This window comes from Nocardia arseniciresistens, from assembly GCF_046764875.1.
Classification (GTDB): domain Bacteria; phylum Actinomycetota; class Actinomycetes; order Mycobacteriales; family Mycobacteriaceae; genus Nocardia; species Nocardia arseniciresistens.
Genome location: NZ_JBKORD010000019.1, coordinates 51472 through 67033, shown reverse-complemented (window position 1 = coordinate 67033; position 15562 = coordinate 51472). Strand labels below are relative to the sequence as shown.

Below are 15562 nucleotides of genomic sequence, written 5' to 3'. Positions count from 1 at the left end.
CCTTTGTTACTAGACCCGACTCGTGCGGCATCTATCCGCTTGCTCCGATTCTGTGAGGCAGATCCGTGACTACGACAGACAACACAACTCATCGCGACGGCTATGTCCCTTTCCCGCCCACCGAGGCCGACGCCTACCGGTCGGCCGGGTACTGGACCGGTCGAGCGATCGGCGACCTGTTGCGGGATACGGCGCGGCAGCACCCGCTTCGCACCGCGCTGCTCGATGGCGCTGTCGCGCGCAGCTACGCGGAGCTCGATTCCGATGCCGACCGGATGGCGCACGGACTGCTCGCGCTCGGCATCGCGCCCGGCGATCGCGTCGTGGTACAGCTGCCGAATGTGCCCGAATTCGCGACGGTGCTGTTCGGATTGCTGCGCGCGGGGATCATCCCGGTGCTGACCCTGCCCGCGCACCGCAGGGCCGAAATCGAGCACCTGGCCCAGCTTTCCGGCGCGGTCGCCTATCTCATCGCCGACCGCCTCGGCGACTTCGACTACCGAGACCTCGCTGCGACGGTCCGGCAATCCGTTCCGGCGGTGCGGCACGTGCTGGTCCTCGGCGCCCCGGGAACTCACACCGACCTGAACTCGATTCCACGCGACGGCGATTCGCTCCCGAAGATCGACCCAAGCGATGTCGCGCTGATGCTGGTCTCCGGTGGCACGACCGGGCTGCCCAAGCTGATCGCTCGCACCCACGACGACTACGTCTACAACGCCACCGCGAGTGCGGAAGTCTGTGGATTGACCGAGGAAGATGTCTATCTCGCGGCGCTGCCCGCGGCACACAACTTCCCGCTGGCCTGCCCGGGCATTCTCGGCACCGTCGGTGTCGGCGGCGCGATGGCCTTCCTCACCGACCCGAGTCCGGAGAATGCCTTCGCGATGATCCAACGGCATCGGGTCACGGTCACCGCGGTGGTGCCGCCGTTGGCTCAGTTATGGTGCGCGGCAACCGAATGGGAGGATGCCGACCTCGGCTCGCTGCGCCTATTACAGGTCGGTGGGGCCCGCTTGGCAGAGGTCAATGCTCGCGATGTGGAGCCCGCACTCGGCGTGAAACTGCAACAGGTTTTCGGCATGGCCGAGGGGCTGCTCAACTACACCCGCCTCGATGATCCGGCCGATATCGTGTGCACCACCCAGGGCCGCCCGCTCTCGCCCGCCGATGAGGTCCGCGTCGTCGACGCCGAAGGCAATGACGTCGCCCCCGGTGCCGAGGGCGAGCTACTCACCAAGGGGCCTTACACAATTCGCGGCTACTACCGCGCACCCGAGCACAACTCGCGCGCCTTCACTCCCGACGGCTACTACCGCAGCGGCGACCTGGTCCGCCGTCTTCCCACCGGCCACCTGATCGTCTCCGGCCGCATCAAGGACGTCATCAACCGCGGCGGCGAGAACATCTCCTGCGACGAGCTCGAAGAACATCTCCTCGCCTACCCCGCCGTCCGCCACGCCGCCGCGGTGGGCCTGCCGGACGCATCGCTCGGCGAAAAGGTCTGTGCCGTCCTGGTAGTCGACAACGCAATGCCGACCCTGGCCGAGATCAAGGCTTTCCTCTCCGGCCGTGGCCTGGCCACCTACAAACTTCCCGACGTGCTGCGGCAGGCCGAGGCCCTCCCACTCACCGCCGTCGGCAAGATCGATAAGAAAGTTCTGCGCGCCGAAGGCTGAGGGCGAAAACAAGGGGGCACGGCCGAGATCCCCTCGGCCGCGCCCCTTTTCGACGCTATGCCTTCACCACGTAAGGCGCTACGCTGCCGAGCTTTTCGCAGGTCTCCTCGAACTCACGCTCGGGAACCGACTGACCGACAATGCCCGCGCCCGCGCGCAGCCAGGCGCCCTCGGCGTTCTGGTAGACCGCGCGCAGCACCAGGGTGGCCTCCATGGCACCGGTGGGGGAAATCGTCACTACCGCACCGGCATACAGGCCACGCGGGGCGCCGTCGAGACGGAATACGGAGTCGACGCCCTCGCGCTTCGGGATGCCCGAGGCGGTGACCGACGGGAAGAGCATCTCCAGCGCGTCCCAGCTGGAGCGGTCGGCGGCGAGCCTGCCGCGCACCGTGGAGGCGAGGTGCTGGACGCTGCCGCGCTCGCGCACCGCCATGAAGTCCGAGACCGCGGACGTGCCCGGAGCGGCGACCGCGGCGATCTCACTGAACGATGTCTGTACCGAAATAGCGTGCTCGACAATTTCTTTCGGATCGGTGATCAGATCCGCCCTGGCCGCCATATCGAGGTCGTGGCCGCGGCCGAAGGCGCGGGTGCCCGCGAGCGGTTCGGTGGTGACCACGCGATCCTCGTCGACCGAAGCGACCAGCTCCGGACTGAATCCCGCCGCCTCGAGTCCGCCGAGCCGCAACAGGAAGGACCTGGCCGGGGTGTTGTTGGCCCGGCCGAGCCGATAGGTGGCGGGCACATCGACCACGAACGGCAGATCGACCTTCCTGGACAGGATGACCTTCTGGTAGCGCCCCGAGCGGATTTCGCCGATCGCCTCGGTGACCCGATCGCGGTATCCGGTCGGGTCGAGGTGAATATCGGCCGGATGCGGCTGCGGCAGTTCGCTTTCCTGCGAGGCGGCGATGAGATCGTGGATATCGCAGGTTTCGGCCGGGGTCGCACCGGAGATTCGGACGCCGAATTCACCGAGCGCCACCTCGATGCGCGGAATCATCAGGTGCGCGAGGGCCGTTCGCGGATGCAGGTGCGCGGTCGCGTCGAGCGCCCACGCGCAGAATTCGAATCCGATCCAGCCGTAGGCCTGTCGTTCGTCGAGCGGCAGTGTGGCGAGCGCGCGGTCGATCACGCTCGCGGGGCTGCCCTCCCACGCACTGGTTGTCGTCTGCCCCTCCCACACCATGCGCAGCTCGTGGACGTCCAGTTCCACGCTGCCGAGCGGGTCGGCCGCGAAGACCCATTCACCCGGGCGCTCGTACATGACGTACTCGCCGAACAGACCGGCCGCCGCAAGCCGGGACATCGCTGCCGCCGGATCGGTCACATACTCGAGGCGCAAGCGTTCCGTAGTCGACAACGATCCTCCAAAGGTAAAGCTGACCTAACTTTGAGAGGTAAGGTTAGCATTACCTGGCTTAGCGGGAACTGTGCTGACAACCACAACAATTGACCCGCCACCGGGTCATTTACCGGGGAGCGCGATCGCCGACCTTTCGACGCTCAGTAGGCTCTCCGCACTGTGCTCGGCGTGATACGCCGCGCCACCACCGCGCAAGCCGAACAGTCGCTTGCTGTAGACCAGCCACACCACGGCCACGATATTGATCACCAGCGCGCCGATGCGCAATGCGGTGATCTTCTCGGTCAATTCGTAGATCTCCAACGGTAGAAATATGCTCGTCGCGACGACCGCGAAGTACTCACCCCAGCGCTTGACGAGCCACAGCCCGACCGCCTCGATCGCCTGCATGCCCGCATAAGCAAGGATCCCGATCCCGATCCACATCAACGCCGTACTCGACAGGTCGAACGCCTCACCCGCCAGACGCACGAGCTTGGATCGATCGATATCCCACCCGATTTGATCGGCGAACGGCCGCAACAGCGGCAGATCCTCGTCGAACGCCGCCCGCATGGTCTCGCGGGAGGTACGGAATTCGAAGACGACCACCGCCGCGACCACGAGGAGCAGGCCGCGCAGCAAGCGCTCGATCGCCAGCGCGCGCATCAGCCAGCGGTCGCGCAGCAGTCTGCCGCGCGGCACCTCCGGCGCATGATCGGCCGGTCCGGAACCGATCGGGTCGCCCGGCACAAAGGTGCCACACCGCAGGCAGCGCCATGCCTCCCCCGCGACCGTCGCCACTCGCAGCCGGTCTCGCAGATCGGCCTCGTCCGGCGCATAGGTGTAGTGACCACGCCAGCCGCACGCGCGCAACGCCCAGTCCATCCGCGCAGCCTAATGCGCGCACCAGCCGACCAACGGCGAACTCGCGGGCCGGAGTTCCTGCGCGGAATCCGCTGGCGGGCTTGAATAGGGGGAACGTCAGTTGCGGAGGGATCTGGTCATGATCGATCACCGCGGGGACTCACCCGCGCAAGCTCAGCGAGCAACGACACCCAAGTCGGTGGTTGCTCTCGTCGACGCGGGATCCGGAGTCGAGCGCGAACTCGTCGGCGCATGGCTCACCGAGGGCGGCATCGCCAAGGAATTCGGCGTGCACGCACCCGTCACCCAGCTCGATTTGGACGCAGGCGCCATCGCCACCCGGCTGGTCGGCCGCAACGACGATCCGCTCGTCGTCCCGGTACGGGTGCTGTGGCTGCCACCCGAACGCGACGGCGTCCGCCGCGTCACCTTCGCCGATCTGGCACTGCTGAGCAATCCGCGCAATCCGCACCGATTCGCCCAGCGCAGGCTCATCGGCAAATCACCCGACCGCCATGTCGTGCTCACCGGCCAGCCCGCGCTGCTCAGCGAGCTGCGCGACAACAATCCCGAGGCCGCCGCGCTGGTCACAGCGGGCTCCGCCGAGCCGTTCGCGCGCGCCATCGTGCGCGCCGCGCTCGTGGTGCTCGAGCGCGCCGAACGCAATGTGATCGGCGATCGGTACAAGGTGCCACGACTGGTCGCCGAGGAAATCCTCGACTCCCCTCAATTCCTGCACCGGCTCGACGTCATCGCCGATCAGATCGGCGCAAGCCCGCACGAGGTGTATCGCAGGGCGGAGAAGGGGCTGCGGGAACTCGTTGCCGCGCAGAGCAGGCTGGTCTCGGATCTGTTCACCCAGGCCATGCGGCCGGTGCACGCCTCCACCTGGAAGGTGCACACCGAGGAGTCCGGGCTGGCCGATCTACGGGCGCTCAACCGGCGCCATCCGCTGGTCTTCCTGCCATCGCACCGCTCCTACGTCGATGCCTTCGTGCTCGGTGATGTGCTGGCCCGAAATGATTTCCCACCGAACCATGTGATCGGCGGCGCCAACCTGAGCTTCTGGCCGATGGGTCCGATCGCGCGGCGCACCGGCACCGTCTTCATTCGGCGCAGCTTCGGTGACGACGAGGTCTACAAGGCGGTTGTCGAGGAATACTTCGCCTACCTGCTTGCCAAACGATTCAACCTGGAGTGGTACTTCGAGGGCGGCCGCACCAGAACCGGCAAGTTGCGACCGCCGCGTTACGGGTTGCTGAATTACCTTGCCGCCGCCGTGCGTTCGAATCGCGTCGACGACGTCATGCTGGTTCCGGTGTCGATCACCTACGAGCGGCTCAACGAGCTCGGCGCCATCGCCACCGAGCAGTCGGGCGGGAAGAAGAAGCCCGAGGGCCTCGGCTGGCTTGCGCGTTATATTCGCAGCCAACAGCATTCGGCCGGACACGTCTATGTGAGATTCGGCGAGCCGCTCTCGGCTCGCGACAGGCTCGCGGCCTACGGCGATCCGCTCACCACGCCACCACTGTCCATCCCGCTGCACAGCACCGATGCGACTCCGGACGTCCCCGGCACCACCACAGCCGAGGACAAGGTCGTGGAGCTCGAGCGAAAAGCCGTGCAGCGGTTGGCGTTCGAGGTCGCGGTCGGCATCAACGCGGTCACCCCGATCACGGTCAACGCGTTGGCCACCCTCGCACTGCTGGGCGTGCACGAGCGCGCGCTCACCCTCGGCGAGGTGCGCACGGTGCTCGCTCCGGTACTGAACTACATCGAGAAGCGCAATCTGCCGCGTGGTGAGATCGACGCGTTGCGTGACGAACAAAGTCTCGCGGTAGTGCTGGAACAGCTTTCGCTTGCCAAGGTGGTCACCGTCTATCGCGGCGGCCTGGAACCGGTCTACTCGATCGAGGCGGGCGCCCACCTGGAGGCCGCTTTCTACCGCAACAGCGCCGTGCACTGGTTCATCAACCGCGCGATCCTCGAACTCGCCATCCTGACAGCGGTCGATACGCCCGCTCCGAATCAACTGAAGGAAGGCTGGGACGAGGCCTTCCGGCTGCGCGACCTGTTGAAATTCGACTTCTTCTTCCCCGAACGGTCGGAGTTCGCCGAACAGATGACCACGGAAATGCTTGTACTCGACCAGGATTGGCACAGCCACACCACCGAGGACACTTTCGGCACGGACGTGCTCGCCACACTCACCGGATCCGGATTCATGATGGCGCACCGCACCCTGCGCTCGTTCCTCGACGCGCAGCTGGTGGTGGCCGAGCGCCTTGCCGCCCGTGACCCCGCCGAGGAGATCGACCGCAAGCTGTTCATCGACGAATGCGTCCGCGTCGGTAAACAGATGATCTTGCAACAGCGGCTGCACAGCCCGGAATCGGTCTCGACCGAACTGTTCACCAGTGCACTGAAACTCGCGGACAATCACGGTCTGCTGGTACCGGTCGAGCAGGATTCGGCCAAGCGGAGGGCCGAATTGACCAAGCGCAGAATCGAGTTCGCCGACCGGCTGCGCGCCATCGGCCATCGCATTTCGCAGGCGGCCGCATTGGATCCGTCGAACCGACTAGTGCGGGAGCCGTGATGAGTGCGGATCTCGAATCGGCCATCGCCGCGATTCGCTCCGGACCGCAGGGACCCGATATCGCCGCCGTCTTCGACTTCGGCGGCACCATCGTCGACGGGTTCGACCGGCCGTCGTTGCCGCGCCGCGCCTTCGGACCGAACGCACCACGAGCCGCGGCAGCAACGCTGCTCGGCGGTATCCGCAACGGCCTCACCGACGGCGAATACGGGCGGTTCGTGCAGCTTTCCATGCAGTCACTGGCCGGGCAGACGGAGGCCGAGCTCGACGCACTCGGCAAGCGACTCTTCGAGAAGGCCATCTACGGGCGTCTGTATCCCGAAGCGTGGCAGCTCATTCGGACCCACGAGGCCGCAGGTCATACCGTGGTGCTTGCCACCTCGCTGACCCGGTTTCAGGTGGCGCCCGCCGCCGCCGAGCTGGGCATCGAGCACGTCCTGTACACCTCGATGGCGACGAGCGACGGCGTTCTCACCGGGTATGTCGAGGGAAAGCCGTTGTGGCGCAACGGCAAGGCCGACGCGGTCCGCGAATTCGCCGCCGCGGCAGGCATAGACCTCGGCCGCAGCTATGCCTATTCCGACGCACTGGCCGACTTGCCACTGCTGTCGCTGGTCGGCCACCCGGTGGCGGTCAACCCCGATAGGCGACTCGGTGTTATCGCCGCCGAACAGGATTGGCCGCAGCTGTCCTTTCGGCCGAGGAAGATCCCCCGCCCAACCGACTATGGCCGCACGCTGGCGGGTTTCGTCGCGCTGCTCGGCGGCGCGCTGCTCGGCGTGATCGCCAAGTCATACACGAGGCAGCGCAGGAAGATGGCCGATGGACTGATGGCCTATGGGACGCGCGGCACCCTCGGGGCTATCGGCGTGCGAATCCGCGTCTCCGGCGCGGAGAATGCGCGCGCGCCGAGGCCCGCCGTCTTCCTCTTCAACCATCAGAGCCAATTCGACGTCATCATCGTGCCCAAAGTCCTGGAGGGTGGCGTCACCGGCATCGGGAAGAAGGAGTTGACCCGCAATCCGGTATTCGGGCCGCTGATGCGGTTTGTCGGCGTCACATTCATCGACCGCTCCAATACCGAACAGGCGAAGGCGGCGCTCGCACCGGTGGTCGAGACCCTGCGCGGCGGCCTGTCCATCGCCATCGCGCCAGAGGGGCACCGCTCGTACACGCCGAGCCCGCTGCCGTTCAAGAAAGGCGCGTTCCATATCGCACTGCAGGCGGGTGTGCCGGTGATCCCGGTGGTGATCCGCAATGCGGGCGAAATCTCTTGGCGCAATTCGATGATCGCGCGCAAGGGCACGGTGGATGTCGCGATCCTCGCACCCATCGATGTGAGCGGCTGGGATCCCGACGACATGGACGACGAGGTCGAAGCGGTACGGCAGCTGTACATCGACACCCTGCTGAACTGGCCGAAACCGGACGCGGTCTAGCGCTTCGGGATCCGTTTTCATTCCCTGCCGCACTGTGGGTTGCTTCACTTCGCGCGAGTTTGACCTGAACAATTATTGAGGTTCCATCCTGGAGTCGGACAAGTTCACAGATTCCGATGAGGGAGAACGTCATGACAACCGCAACCACCCACACCACCACCGTCCGCGGCACCCTCCGCATCCCCGCACTCAACCGTCCGACCGCGATACTCGGCGCCGCCGCGACAGCTGTCGCCGCCAACGTCGTCGTCTGGCTCATCGGGGCAGCGGCGGGCGGCTCCTTCGAGGTCATGAAGGGCGCCGACGTGCAGAGCGTCGCACCCGGCGGCGTGATCATCATGTCGGCCGTCCCGCTGCTGATCGGCCTGACCGTCGCCGCGCTGCTGTCCTACCGCTGGGTCGGCGTGCTTCGGGTGGCCGAGATCGTCGGCGCGGCGCTCTCCATCGCCACCATCGGCCTGACCGTCGCCGCCGATTTCGATACCGCGACCACGGTCGCGCTGTCGATGATGCACGTGGTGCTCGCGCCGGTCATCGTCGTCGGCCTGGAGGGGTTGCGGCGCGGACTGAGTGCGTCCTGAGCCCGACACAGCGCAGGGCCCCGCATCCGAATGGATCGCGGGGCCCTGCGCTGTTCGACTGTGCGGCTATACCTTGCGGCCGAAAAGCAGCTTCCACGGCATCAGGGCCGATTCCAGCTGCACCTTGAGGCTCATCTTGGACGCGCCGATGGTGCGTTCCTCGAAACGGATCGGCACCTCGGCGATCTCGATGCCCTTCTGGATCGTCCGGTAGTTCATCTCGACCTGGAACGAGTAGCCATTGCTGCGGATTGAGGCGACGTCGATCGCGCGCAGCGTATCCGCCTTCCACGCCTTGAATCCGGCGGTGGCGTCCTTCACCCCGAGCCGCAGGATCAGGTTCACATAGAAATTGGCCCACGACGAAAGCGCCTTGCGGTACCACTTCCACTCCGAGGCGGTCGACCCGCCCGGCACGTACCGCGATCCGAGGACCACGCCGGCGTCGGTTGTCGTCAGCTTCTCCAGCATCGCCGGAATCACCTCGGCCGGATGGGATAGGTCGGCGTCCATCTGGATCACCACGTCGGCGCCTTCGTCGAGCGCACGCGTGATCCCTGCGATGTAGGCCCTGCCAAGTCCGTCCTTCTCGGTGCGATGCAGCACGCCGACAGCGTTGGGCAGCTCCGCCGCCAACTTGTCCGCGACCTCACCGGTCCCGTCCGGCGAATTGTCATCCACCACGAGCACATGCAGGTCGGGCACTGGCAGCGCCGTCAGCCGCTCCACCGCAACCGGCAGATTCTCCCGCTCGTTGTAGGTCGGCACAACAACGGTAACCCTCAAGGGTCGCCCTCCCTGCTCACCTGTCAGCCCTGAGCCCACGACAGGACCCCGAGTATTCGTCTGATTTCAGGAAACCGTACTTGATCGACCTAAAGGGCACCTGAGCGCATGCACCGGAGGCTCGATACTCAGTTGTCACCGTCACGCCAGGAGCGATCCTTCGCATCCTCACTCACATTGCGGGCCTTGACGATATCCAACGCTCGCTCGGCCGTCGTCTGATCCGGATACGGCCCCATCCGATCCCGGAACCAGCACTGCCGGCCCTGCTCGGCCCGCTGATGCTTCAGGCAGTAATACCAGCGCTCAGCCATGCTCGTCCGCCTCTCCGCGTATTCGACGGGCCAGGTTCCGGCCGTACCCGATGAGTTACCCATGCTCTCACGAGATAGTCGTCGAGCGGCGAGAACGACCGTCTAGCCCACCATGGATATCGATTGGCACCGACGCCCCCAGCCTGATCGAGAGCGTCGATGCGGGCCGATACGGGCGCACCCCACAGTGGCAGTCTTTACCGGCCCGCAGGCGTGGCGTGATTCCGAGGCGGGCGCCGAGCAAGGTTCGGCCCGGTCCGAAGGTTCACCGGCGGGTACCAGACCCCTCGCCACACCGGGACTCCGAGAGCAAGAGGGTTCACCGGAAGTTCCTCGGCCAGTGAGACGTCCACAATGATGCGGCGCACCGGAGGTAACTCCGCGCCGTCGGCGAGTAGATCCGCCACCATCGCCAAACAGTCCTGCTCGTCGAAGCCGGTCACACCGGCGTACGGCCCGGTCCACCAGAGAACTGATCCGCGGCTCCGATCGAATTCGATCCAGAACCGCCGCACCATGGGCATACACGCCCTCTCCCCGTGGACACCTACCGAGCAACACGGACCACCGATTTCGCCTGTTCAGACGGCTGAAATCAGGACCAGGTCGCACTGACGGATACCGAATGACTACAGAAGTGGCGCTAGACAAATTGCGCGCCGCCGGTGCAATCATTTGGGAGAACCAACGGTATAACTCCCATTACGCAATCGACCAACCCGCGCTCTCCACCCTGATCGAAAACGGGTCAATACCGGTTGTCCATGCGGGGCAACCTGAGGTGATCCCCGCACTCCGACGTGCGCTACCCAATGTTAAATGGCTGGTCGTCCAGCTTCGATGCACTCGGGAATCCGCTCGTGATCGCAGCATTCAACGACACACCGGTGACACAGCCGAGCGTCTGGCCGCATGGGATACCACGCCAGTGCTTGCGGACGCCGACTACACCATCGACACAGACGCCGTCGACGCGGATGGCCCGGCCCGCCAGATTCGCGGCCTCGTTCAACCAACATGAACTAGCGCGGCCCAACTTTTCCCGTGTGACTGACCACCACATCTGTCACCAGCGGCGGCGCCCGACCTCGTGGTTTTTGTCGCTCTGATCATGGTATCTGTCACCGATTTTTCATCGTTGTTGTGCCAGGAATCAATCCTGCTCGACCAGCTCCACGACGCGCTCCGTCATCAGCAACGAACCGCTGATTCTGGGCTGGCTCCTATGGCGAGAGTCGAGTAGCCCATTACTCTGTGCCGGGGACGATCACTCGAAAGACACTAAAATAGGCAACAGCCAGCGTGAATCCAGGTCGGGACGAGGATCGGTGCAACCGATGGATACCGAGAAGGAACCCGCGCTCGACAGCACCCCGGAACCTAAGGCAGCGGACAAGTCGGTGACGGCGCTGCCGCGTGATGCGCCCGCACCGGCTGCCGCAGCAGCGTCAAACCTGGAACGAGACGTGCGGGTCGCGATCCGCAGCGGCCGCTACGCTCTGGTCGCCGCGTTGTGCGCGGCGATAGTGTCCAGCGGGGTCTCGGCCGGATCGGCGATCTACGTCAGCACAAACCAGCTGGAAAGTCGCGAGAAAGCCGAGGCCGCCCAGGTAGTGCGAGACAAGCGGCAAACGGCCTACGCCGAACTCGCTGCCGCACTCATGGCGTACGTCGAGGCGCTCGGTGGCTTGCAGGGTGAATTGACCCAGAACCCGCCCGATCGCGAAGAAGTCCGTGCACAAGTACTCAAGCTCTTCGACAAGGGACAGATGATCTGGCGGGCCATGACCACTGTCTTGCTGGTTGGAAATCTTAAGCTGGTGCCCTCCGTCGAGAGTTTCGCCAACGACCACTACAGGCCCTTCACGACTAATCATCTCAATCCATTCGTCGCGCGTAATCTCGGCGGGTCCGAAGAGACCGACGAGGGCCTGCGCCAGGACGGCCCGCCGCTGATCGCCGAGATCGACCGGATGGTGCTCGGGACCAGAGACTTCCTGACGTCCTTCCTCGAACAGGCCCGAGAAGACCTCGGAATCCCCTGAGACGCACCGTCGAGGAGCGAACCACACGTCTCGCTGACGCCCGGCGCGGACGAGCTCAGATGGGCCAACAGCGCGCCGATGGACTCCAACTCAGCGGAAGACCAGCACCGGACTGGGCATACCGGCGAGCCGCGTGATCGTGGTCGGATGACTCTCGGTCGCCCGGTGCGGCTGCGACGTGGAGTCATGGTGACAGATACGTGATCAAGTGACAGATACGATGGTCGGCCACATCCCGCCACCAACTCTTCACGAACCGGAACACCTGCAATCATCGAATATATGTTCGATGATTGGCGTCCGATCTACACCCTCGACGACGGCCGGGTTGTCCAACCCGGCCGCCTGTATCGGACCCCTGCTGGAACCTACGTGGAACCCAGCCCGGTTGCCTGCCCACGTAGGCATCCACTCGGACCGAACCAGGTACTGGTTGGCTGGCTCTCCTGCGTCCAAGCAGGCGGAGGCCACCGGCTGCACACCTGTCGACGATGCGGATACATCATCCACACTCCACCGGCCACCGACGCCTGCAACCACCCAGCCACGCGATCAACCTGAGCGTCATCCCAGCTGTACCCGGATTACGTTGGCGCTCAGACTCCTACACCGGTTGTTGCCGAATTCCGCCATTAAGGATCAAGAGCGCCGCCTGCGGCGACGCATGCGCCGCCGCCGCGCGGCGACGCGCAACGCTTCCCTACGCACGCTCCGGACGCGGCGCGTCGGCACGTCGGTGGCGCACTCACTCCCGCAATTTCACTCCAGGACACTATGGCTGGCTTTTGCAATGTCCGGGAAGTGTGGGCACGACGTGAGCCGTCCCCGACCGTCTCTCCCGCAGCCCGTGCACGAAAAGGCCGGCCACTGAACGGGGTACTTGGCTGTGGTTCCGATCCTGGCCGCCATGTTCGAGCACGTGGAATCCGAGAGCCCCCTCTCCAACCACGCGGGCATCGGAGCTCCCAGCGACGATTCCTGCGAAACCTGGTGATACGTACGAACATCCCCCGCCTCCTCATCGGCCCAATCATCTGACAGCCGTCCAGGCGAGTAAAGGGCGCTACGCGTCACTCCGTGATGGCATTCGCCACCCTTGACTCGCCCTACCGTCAGCTCAGAGATGGCCTGTATGAGGAAGCAGGGAGAGGAGCAGTCGGTGCAAGAAGAGGCGGTCACCTACAACAGGGCACGCAGGGGGTCGATCACATTCGGGTGGCTATTGGCGTACGTCGACACCCACCGCGCGACCCATGGACTCCCTGTCTGTTGCGGCGCAGCGGTTATCGCCAGAACGTCCAGAGCGCAGTCCACTGCTGTCCTGCTTGTGCGCGCGTTGAACGTCGCTACTTCAACCGACGACATGATCCCCGGGGTGTACTCAACGACCGGTTTCAACGTGGAATAGGGATGCACTGCCAAGTTTCTCCACCCGAAGAGTTGGCGCAGCGATTCACCCAGCCGCTGTTTCGCCGCCGACGTCAGCACGAAGGCTTCGGCGATCGCATTTCGGACGGACTGATCATGGCGATCATCTCGATCCTTGGCCAGCCGCACAGGGTCCAGCAGGAACTGGAGCTCGCGATAGACCGCCTCAACCGTGTGAGCGCTGGCCGTCACGGCAACCAGTGACGCCGGAAACTCTTGGCTGAGAGCCTTGGGCCCCAACTGATTCGCCGCTTGAGCCTCAACAGCGTGACGGACTGCAACACCAATCCATGTCAACCACATCTCCTGCTTGATCATTGGATTGGCACCGGCCTGAAGCCGTCCGGCGGCCTTCTCCGCGTTCTTGAAAGCAGTTCGGTCGCTCGTCAACCTCTCGGTCAGTCGTTGGCGTTCCGCATCGGAACTGGCTTGCTGCACCTTGAGAGCGAACGCGTCCTGTCGATCACGGAACTCCTCGCGAAGCTTCACTGCCGCACGCTCAGCTTGCTCCCGCATGTTCTCGCCGTGTACCCGCTGCGAACCGGATGAGCTCGGCATCCTGTTCCCCCGATCAACTAGTTCAAGCAACAACCATCACAGAGATGATCCACAGGCTGTGATGAGCGTTACAGGGCCCCGTGCGACATACGTGCAACATAGGCCGGAAACCGGCGGCCAACAGCGGTCACTCGCGGTCGGGTGCCCCCACTGGGTATAAAACGCGAAAATCCCCCCGACCAGGCGATAAGTCAGAGGGATTGAGTGGCCAGGGCCGGGATCGAACCGGCGACCTTCCGCTTTTCAGGCGGACGCTCGTACCAACTGAGCTACCTGGCCGCAGGCACCTGTGTTGAATGCCATACGCGAAGTGCCGGATTTCTCCGGCACTTATCTTGCGACCCTGACGGGACTCGAACCCGCGACCTCCGCCGTGACAGGGCGGCGCGCTAACCAACTGCGCCACAGGGCCTTGCTTACTACCAACGATCCGAAGACCGTACCCCCTACGGGATTCGAACCCGCGCTACCGCCTTGAAAGGGCGGCGTCCTAGGCCGCTAGACGAAGGGGGCTCGTCCTGGATTCCTCCAGACCGGCTTTCAACGGGTGTCCGTTGGGAGCCCGGTTAGCTTATGACAGACCAGTGGAGCTTTCCAAACCGGCTGGTCAAAGCCCTAAACCGAGGTCTTCCAGGCGAGCTCGAGCCTGCCAGCCATCCTTGCGGAACTTCTCGCCCCACTCCGGAGTGGCCATCGCCTCGACGATCACCTCGAGCGCCTCCTGGAATCTGACGCGCAGATCCGCTCCGCCGCCGAAGAGATCCACCATGTAGCGCTGGCCCGCGAGCGCGGCGGCCAGCGTGCGGGCGAACCGGTCCGGATCCGCGTCGGCGCGCAACTGTCCCTGCTCGATGGCACGGACGGTGAGCATCCTGGTGGCGCGGCCGAGGATCCGCCCGCCGCCGGTTTGCACGTCCCGATAGAAATCGGGCTCGATGATCAGCCGGTACTCGGCCTGGACGATGATGTCGTGCTCCAATCGCAGCGCCATCTCGTCGATCATGCCGTGCAGGATGTCCAGCGCACTGAGATCCGTTCTGGTAACCCAGCGTTCGGCCGAGGCGCGATAGCGCTCGACCGCCGTCTCCAGAACGGCCCGAGCCAGATCTTCCTTGGAATCGAAATGGAAGTACATGGCGCCCTTGGTGGCGCGCGAACCTTCTAATATGCGGTTGAGCGATGCAGCGGCATAGCCGCTCTTCCCGAACTCAACGGCGGCGGACCTGATAATCGCCGCGCGTGTCCGGCGGGCCCGCTCTTGCTGCCGTGCCATGCTCGAAACGCCTCCGAAGCCTACTCGCCGCCAATCGATGCCCCCAAAAGAACAGACCCTTGGCGCGAAGTTATGAGTTTTATCAATACTTCAAACCGGGTTTTCGCCCAGTTTCAAACTTTCGGTACGAAAACTTGCGAAAATCCCGAAACACACCAGCTGGTATAGTTTGCCTGCCCGGGTGCGCCGCAGGGGGTGCGCACCCGGGTATACGTATGTCTTGAATCTGCCTCCCCCGGCGTCGAATCGTAGGAAGCCGCGATCGGCCGTACCGGTCGCGACACGTTCGGGCACAACAACGATAAGCCGAATTCCGGACCGCCGGGCAAGACGGCGATTCTTCCGATATTCACCAGGTCGTCACCGTACCCGGAATCGTCATCCGACACGCGGCAAACTGGAGAGTAAGGTCGTAACCGAGCCCGGCTGTCCGTTACAGCAAACATCTCGCAATCAGCACGAGGCATCTGCCCGAACTCCGAATTCGACAGCGTCGCAGTCACGTTCACCCGACTCGACCGGCCGACCGGTGGCGTGACCATGCGACGCGCGGCATCCGCTCGCACCGACGACGCGCTCCCCCGAGCTCCGGCTCCGCGCCCTCCGCAAATCGAAAGACTTTGGTAGGCAACATGTTTCGATGAT

Annotated in this window: 13 protein-coding genes and 3 tRNA genes; 6 read left to right on the top strand and 10 right to left on the bottom strand. The window is 64.5% G+C overall.

Features of this window, described 5'->3' with window-relative positions; genetic code table 11:
- Nucleotides 1-65: 65 nt before the first annotated feature.
- Entirely contained in the window at nucleotides 66-1679 is a 1614-nt protein-coding gene (locus tag ACLMAJ_RS30760; protein ID WP_412017359.1) for a (2,3-dihydroxybenzoyl)adenylate synthase, read from the top strand.
- 55 nt (nucleotides 1680-1734) lie between these two features.
- On the opposite strand, the gene ACLMAJ_RS30755 is transcribed toward ACLMAJ_RS30760, so the two are convergent.
- Both ACLMAJ_RS30755 and ACLMAJ_RS30750 read right to left on the bottom strand, forming a co-directional pair.
- Nucleotides 1735-3045, bottom strand: coding sequence for a salicylate synthase (locus ACLMAJ_RS30755; RefSeq protein ID WP_412017357.1), 1311 nt, complete (start codon nucleotides 3043-3045; stop codon nucleotides 1735-1737).
- A gap of 105 nt (nucleotides 3046-3150) precedes the next feature.
- Nucleotides 3151-3915 carry a DUF2127 domain-containing protein gene (locus ACLMAJ_RS30750; protein WP_412017356.1) on the bottom strand — a complete coding sequence of 255 codons (765 nt, stop codon included), beginning with the start codon at nucleotides 3913-3915 and terminating at the stop codon, nucleotides 3151-3153.
- A 118-nt stretch (nucleotides 3916-4033) separates the two neighbouring features.
- Here ACLMAJ_RS30750 and ACLMAJ_RS30745 point away from each other — a divergent pair, with 118 nt between their 5' ends.
- From ACLMAJ_RS30745 to ACLMAJ_RS30735, 3 genes are all read left to right on the top strand, one after another.
- Nucleotides 4034-6493: a glycerol-3-phosphate 1-O-acyltransferase gene (locus ACLMAJ_RS30745; protein ID WP_412017355.1), complete on the top strand. Its 2460-nt coding sequence runs from the start codon at nucleotides 4034-4036 to the stop codon at nucleotides 6491-6493.
- Nucleotides 6493-7932 (top strand): HAD-IB family hydrolase, encoded by a 1440-nt coding sequence (locus ACLMAJ_RS30740; RefSeq protein WP_412017354.1) that lies wholly within the window; start codon nucleotides 6493-6495, stop codon nucleotides 7930-7932. The genes ACLMAJ_RS30745 and ACLMAJ_RS30740 overlap by 1 nt, the downstream gene beginning before the upstream one ends.
- Nucleotides 7933-8063: 131 nt before the next feature.
- Nucleotides 8064-8513 carry a DUF6069 family protein gene (locus ACLMAJ_RS30735; protein WP_412017353.1) on the top strand — a complete coding sequence of 150 codons (450 nt, stop codon included), beginning with the start codon at nucleotides 8064-8066 and terminating at the stop codon, nucleotides 8511-8513.
- Nucleotides 8514-8579: 66 nt separating this feature from the next.
- On the opposite strand, the gene ACLMAJ_RS30730 is transcribed toward ACLMAJ_RS30735, so the two are convergent.
- From ACLMAJ_RS30730 to ACLMAJ_RS30720, 3 genes are all read right to left on the bottom strand, one after another.
- Nucleotides 8580-9299, bottom strand: a complete 720-nt coding sequence (locus ACLMAJ_RS30730) for a polyprenol monophosphomannose synthase (RefSeq protein WP_412017352.1) — start codon at nucleotides 9297-9299, stop codon at nucleotides 8580-8582.
- 128 nt (nucleotides 9300-9427) lie between these two features.
- A complete protein-coding gene (locus ACLMAJ_RS30725; RefSeq protein WP_412017351.1) occupies nucleotides 9428-9613 on the bottom strand; it encodes an SPOR domain-containing protein in 186 nt (61 codons plus the stop codon).
- Between the two features lie 197 nt (nucleotides 9614-9810).
- Complete coding sequence (locus ACLMAJ_RS30720) at nucleotides 9811-10137, bottom strand: hypothetical protein (RefSeq protein WP_412017350.1); 327 nt, start codon at nucleotides 10135-10137, stop codon at nucleotides 9811-9813.
- Between the two features lie 101 nt (nucleotides 10138-10238).
- Here ACLMAJ_RS30720 and ACLMAJ_RS30715 point away from each other — a divergent pair, with 101 nt between their 5' ends.
- Together ACLMAJ_RS30715 and ACLMAJ_RS30710 are read left to right on the top strand one after the other, a co-directional pair.
- Nucleotides 10239-10634: a P-loop NTPase family protein gene (locus ACLMAJ_RS30715; RefSeq protein WP_412017349.1), complete on the top strand. Its 396-nt coding sequence runs from the start codon at nucleotides 10239-10241 to the stop codon at nucleotides 10632-10634.
- A 316-nt stretch (nucleotides 10635-10950) separates the two neighbouring features.
- Nucleotides 10951-11658 (top strand): hypothetical protein, encoded by a 708-nt coding sequence (locus ACLMAJ_RS30710; RefSeq protein ID WP_412017348.1) that lies wholly within the window; start codon nucleotides 10951-10953, stop codon nucleotides 11656-11658.
- A gap of 1179 nt (nucleotides 11659-12837) precedes the next feature.
- Here ACLMAJ_RS30710 and ACLMAJ_RS30705 read toward each other — a convergent pair.
- The 5 genes from ACLMAJ_RS30705 to ACLMAJ_RS30685 form a co-directional block, all read right to left on the bottom strand.
- Nucleotides 12838-13602, bottom strand: coding sequence for a hypothetical protein (locus ACLMAJ_RS30705; RefSeq protein WP_412017347.1), 765 nt, complete (start codon nucleotides 13600-13602; stop codon nucleotides 12838-12840).
- 247 nt (nucleotides 13603-13849) lie between these two features.
- A tRNA-Phe gene (locus ACLMAJ_RS30700) sits at nucleotides 13850-13923 on the bottom strand.
- A 59-nt stretch (nucleotides 13924-13982) separates the two neighbouring features.
- Nucleotides 13983-14056: transfer RNA gene (locus ACLMAJ_RS30695), tRNA-Asp, on the bottom strand.
- A 28-nt stretch (nucleotides 14057-14084) separates the two neighbouring features.
- Nucleotides 14085-14157: transfer RNA gene (locus ACLMAJ_RS30690), tRNA-Glu, on the bottom strand.
- A 94-nt stretch (nucleotides 14158-14251) separates the two neighbouring features.
- On the bottom strand, nucleotides 14252-14917 hold the full coding sequence (locus tag ACLMAJ_RS30685; RefSeq protein WP_412017346.1) for a TetR family transcriptional regulator: 666 nt from the start codon (nucleotides 14915-14917) through the stop codon (nucleotides 14252-14254).
- Between the last annotated feature and the right edge of the window lie 645 nt (nucleotides 14918-15562).